This window comes from Variovorax sp. 20P10.2.4 (genome assembly GCF_058244205.1).
Genome location: NZ_JBZAYE010000625.1, coordinates 1 through 4,159 on the forward strand (window position 1 = coordinate 1; position 4,159 = coordinate 4,159).

The window sequence follows — 4,159 nt, forward strand, 5'->3', positions numbered from 1 at the left end:
GCTCGCCATCGGCGCCGAGTCCGTCTCCTTCCTCGCGCTCGAGGGCCGGGGCTTCATGGTCTTCGAGATGGGGCTCGCGCTCGCGGCCATCGCGCTCGCGGGGCTCGACACCTACAAGAAGGGCTTCGCGGCGCTGGTGCGCGGCCGGCTCAACATCAATGCGCTGATGGCGGTGGCCGTGACCGGCGCCTTCTTCATCGGCCAGTGGCCCGAGGCCGCGATGGTGATGGCGCTCTATGCGATCGCCGAGCTGATCGAGGCGCGCGCCGTGGACCGCGCGCGCAACGCGATCCAGAGCCTGCTGGCGCTGGCGCCCGAGCAGGCCGAGGTGCGCCAGCCCGATGGCGGCTGGCAGACCGTGGCCGCGAGCGAGGTGCCGCTGGGCGCGGTGGTGCGCATCCGCCCCGGCGAGCGCGTGGCGCTCGACGGCGTGGTCACGGCCGGCAGCAGCGCGATCGACCAGGCGCCGGTCACGGGCGAGAGCATCCCGGTCGACAAGACCGTGGGCGACACCGTCTTCGCCGGCACCATCAACCAGACCGCGGGGCTCGAGTTCCGCGTCACCGCGGTGGCCGCCAACACCACGCTGGCGCGCATCATCCACGCGGTGGAGGAGGCGCAGGGCACGCGCGCGCCCACGCAGCGCTTCGTCGACCGCTTCGCCGCGATCTACACGCCGGCCGTGTTCGCGGTCGCGCTGGCCATCGCGCTGTTCACGCCCTGGGCCATGGGCTGGACCTGGCTCGAGGCGATCTACAAGGCGCTGGTGCTGCTGGTCATCGCCTGCCCCTGCGCGCTGGTGATCTCCACGCCGGTGACGGTGGTGAGCGCGCTGGCCTCGGCCGCGCGGCGCGGCATCCTGATCAAGGGCGGCACCTACCTCGAGGAGGCGCGCAAGCTCAAGGCGGTGGCACTCGACAAGACCGGCACCATCACCGAGGGCAAGCCGAAGCTGGTCGAGTCCGAGGTGCTCGGCGCCACGGCCGGCGGCGACGCGGCCGTGCTCGCCATCGCGGCCAGCATCGCAGGGCGTTCCGACCACCCGGTGTCCCGGGCCATCGCCGAGGGACTGAAGTCGGTCGACCACGCGCTCGAGGAGGTGCAGGACTTCGCGGCGCTGCCCGGCCGCGGCGTGGAAGCCGTGCACGGCGGCCAACGCTACGCGCTGGCCAACCACCGGCTGATCGAGGAACGCGGCCTCTGCACGCCCGCGATCGAGGCCGCGCTGAAGCGCCACGAGGAAGCCGGCCGCACGGTCACCCTGCTGGCCTCGGAACAGGCGGTGCTCGCGCTGTTCGCGGTGGCCGACACCATCAAGCCCTCGTCGCAGGCCGCGGTCGCCGAACTGCGCGCGCTCGGCGTGGTGCCCGTGATGCTGACCGGCGACAACGCCGCCACCGCGAGGACCATCGGCGCGCATGCCGGCATCGAGGACGTGCGCGGCAACCTGCTGCCCGAGGAGAAGCTCGATGCCGTGAAGGCGATGCAGCAGCGCTACGGCATGGCCGCCATGACCGGCGACGGCATCAACGACGCGCCCGCGCTCGCGCAGGCCGACATCGGCTTCGCGATGGGCGGCGCCGGCACCGACACCGCGATGGAGGCGGCCGACGTGGTCATCATGAACGACGACCTGCGCCGCATTCCCGAGACCATCCGGCTGTCGCGCCGCGCGCATGCGGTGCTGTGGCAGAACATCACGCTGGCGCTCGGCATCAAGGGCGTGTTCTTCGTGCTCGCGGTGTTCGGCAGCGCGACCATGTGGATGGCCGTGTTCGCCGACATGGGCGCGAGCCTGCTGGTGGTGGCGAACGGGCTGCGCCTGATGCGCGCCGAGAAGAACGCCGCCTGAGCTACCAGCGCGCGCCCCAGCGCTCGAGCGGCACGCGCGTCGCGTTGCAGACGTAGCTCACCGCGTGGTACCAGCCCGCGAGCATCATCAGCTCAAGCAGCTGCGCATGACTCCAGTGTTCGCCGAGCGCGCGCCACAGCACGTCGTCGATGTCGCCCGTGTCGTGCAGCTGGTCGACCATGCGCAGCAGCAGGGCGTCGCGCGGCTGCAGCGCGCCCAGGTCCGCATCGCGCTCGGCGGTCGCGCGCCGCTCGGCCTCGCCGAGGCCGGCCGCGTCGGCGAAGCCGCTCCAGTGCACGCCCCATTCGTACTCGGCGCCGCAGCGCGCGCACACGCGCAGGATCACGAGCTCGCGCTCGCGCAGCGAGATCGAGGCCTTGCGGCCCAGGAAGTGGCGGCCCAGCTCGAGCGTGCGCTCGGCGAGCCGGGGGTTCACGGCCATCACCCGGAACAGGCTCAGCACCTCGGGGGCTTGCGGTGGCGTCATGCGCGTGAGCAGTTCGGCGATGCCTTCGGGGTAGGGCGCCTCGAGCGGCGGGATGCGGGGCGCGGTCTCTGCAGTCATGGGAACTCCTTGCATAGAATGGCTCTAAATCGCTACGAAATCCGTAGCGATGATCCAGTCTATCGCTACGGAATGCGTAGCGCAGTAACGCACGCGACTCGCCCACCGAACCATGCAAGAGAACGATCCCGCCGAAGCCCCCACGGTGCACCGCCGTCCCGTCATGCGGCTGCTCGAGCAGCTCGGCCGCAAGGGCACCCTGCGCGTGCTGTGGGAGCTGCGCGACGGCCAGCCGCAGAGCTTTCGCGCGCTGCGCACCAGCTGCGGCGAGATGTCGCCCTCGGTGCTCAACGATCGCCTGAAGGAATTGCGCGCCACCGAAATCGTGGCGCTGGGCGACGCGGGCTATGCGCTGACCGAGTCGGGTGCCGAGCTGGTGCGGCGGCTGAAGCCGCTCAACCAGTGGGCCGACCGCTGGTTCGTCCCATGACTTAGGGCACTTCCGAGCGCCGGGGGCGGTCCCCAGAATCGTCCCGATGACCAGCGCCGCAGCCCGCGACCCGAACGGCGAGCCCCTCGACCGTGCCCTCGCGCAGCGTGTGCTGCGCGAGCACCTGGCGTCGTTCTATGCCTCGCGCAACGTCTCGGTCGCCACCCACATCGGCTTCGCGATCGCGCTCGGCGTCGCGACCTTCGGGCGCAGCTCGGTCCTCGCGCTGCTGTGGCTGGGGCTGGTGGTCGCCACCGATCTCGCGGTGCTGCTGGCGCCGCGCTGGCATGCCGGCATCCCCGATGCGATGAGCGCGGCCTGGGCCCGTCGCTATGCCGCGCAGGTCACGCTGCTGAGCGTCGTTGCCGCGCCCGTGCCGGCCTTCTTCATGGCGCGCGACGACCTGGTGACGACCACGCTGCTGGTGGTGGTCATCATGAGCGGCTGGACCCGCTCGATGCAGTCGCTGTGCTCGCTCAAGCCCGCCTTGTTCGGCTACGGCATCCCGATGATGGCGGGGCTGGTGCTCGCGCTGGCCTGGCAGGGCGACGGGGTGCACCTGTTCCTCGCGGTCTTCGGCGCGGTGCACCTGGTGCTGACCTTGCGCATCGCGACGCGCCAGCACCGCGTGCTCGACGAGGCGCTGCGGCTGCGCTTTCGCAACGAGGTGCTGGCCGCGCGCCTGGGCGAGCAGGTGGTGGCCACCGAGCGCGCGAGCCAGGAGAAGAGCCGCTTCCTCGGCACCGCCAGCCACGACCTGCGCCAGCCGCTGCATGCCATCGCGCTGTTCGGCGCCGCGCTCGAGAACGAGCTGCGCAACCGCCCCGAGGGCCGCAACGCCGAGCGGCTGATGCGCGCGGTGCATGCGCTGGGCCATTCGCTCGACACCATGCTCGATGTCTCGCGGCTCGATGCCGGCGTGGTCGCGCCGGCGCTCGACGCGGTGCCGCTCGATGCGCTGTTCCTCACGCTCAACCACACCTTCTCGGCCCAGGCCGAGCAGCGCCAGTTGCAGCTGCGGGTGCGCGCCAGCGGGCTGTGGGTGCGCAGCGATCCGCAGCTGCTGCACCGCATGCTGTCGAACCTGATGGACAACGCGCTCAAGTACACCTGGCGCGGCGGGGTGACGGTGATCGCGCGCGACCGCGGCGAGGTGGTGTGGATCGAGGTGCGCGACACCGGCATCGGCATCGCGCCCGAGCAGTCGGGCCGGATCTTCGAGGAGTTCTACCAGATCGACAACCCGGGCCGCGACCGCTCGCGCGGGCTCGGCATCGGGCTGGCGATCGTGCAGCGTCTGTCGCGCCTGCTC

4 protein-coding genes are annotated in these 4,159 nt (G+C 71.5%); 3 read left to right on the forward strand and 1 reads right to left on the reverse strand.

Features of this window, described 5'->3' with window-relative positions:
* Positions 1 to 1,852, forward strand: a 1,852-nt coding sequence (locus AC27VN_RS34475; protein WP_490879499.1) for a heavy metal translocating P-type ATPase, incomplete at its 5' end; no start/stop codon positions are given.
* Between the two features lies 1 nt (position 1,853).
* On the opposite strand, the gene AC27VN_RS34480 is transcribed toward AC27VN_RS34475, so the two are convergent.
* Entirely contained in the window at positions 1,854 to 2,417 is a 564-nt protein-coding gene (locus tag AC27VN_RS34480; protein ID WP_490879500.1) for a carboxymuconolactone decarboxylase family protein, read from the reverse strand.
* 112 nt (positions 2,418 to 2,529) lie between these two features.
* Here AC27VN_RS34480 and AC27VN_RS34485 point away from each other — a divergent pair, with 112 nt between their 5' ends.
* Together AC27VN_RS34485 and AC27VN_RS34490 are read left to right on the forward strand one after the other, a co-directional pair.
* A complete protein-coding gene (locus AC27VN_RS34485; RefSeq protein ID WP_490879501.1) occupies positions 2,530 to 2,847 on the forward strand; it encodes a winged helix-turn-helix transcriptional regulator in 318 nt (105 codons plus the stop codon).
* A gap of 46 nt (positions 2,848 to 2,893) precedes the next feature.
* Positions 2,894 to 4,159: sensor histidine kinase (locus AC27VN_RS34490; RefSeq protein ID WP_490879502.1), on the forward strand; the 1,266-nt coding region annotated here is incomplete at its 3' end.

What these genes read in the sequence shown, in the direction of transcription:
- AC27VN_RS34480 (WP_490879500.1), bottom strand. Translation starts at nt 2,417, where the DNA reads ATGACTGCAGAGACCGCGCCCCGCATCCCGCCGCTCGAGGCGCCCTAC.
- AC27VN_RS34485 (WP_490879501.1), top strand. Translation starts at nt 2,530, where the DNA reads ATGCAAGAGAACGATCCCGCCGAAGCCCCCACGGTGCACCGCCGTCCC.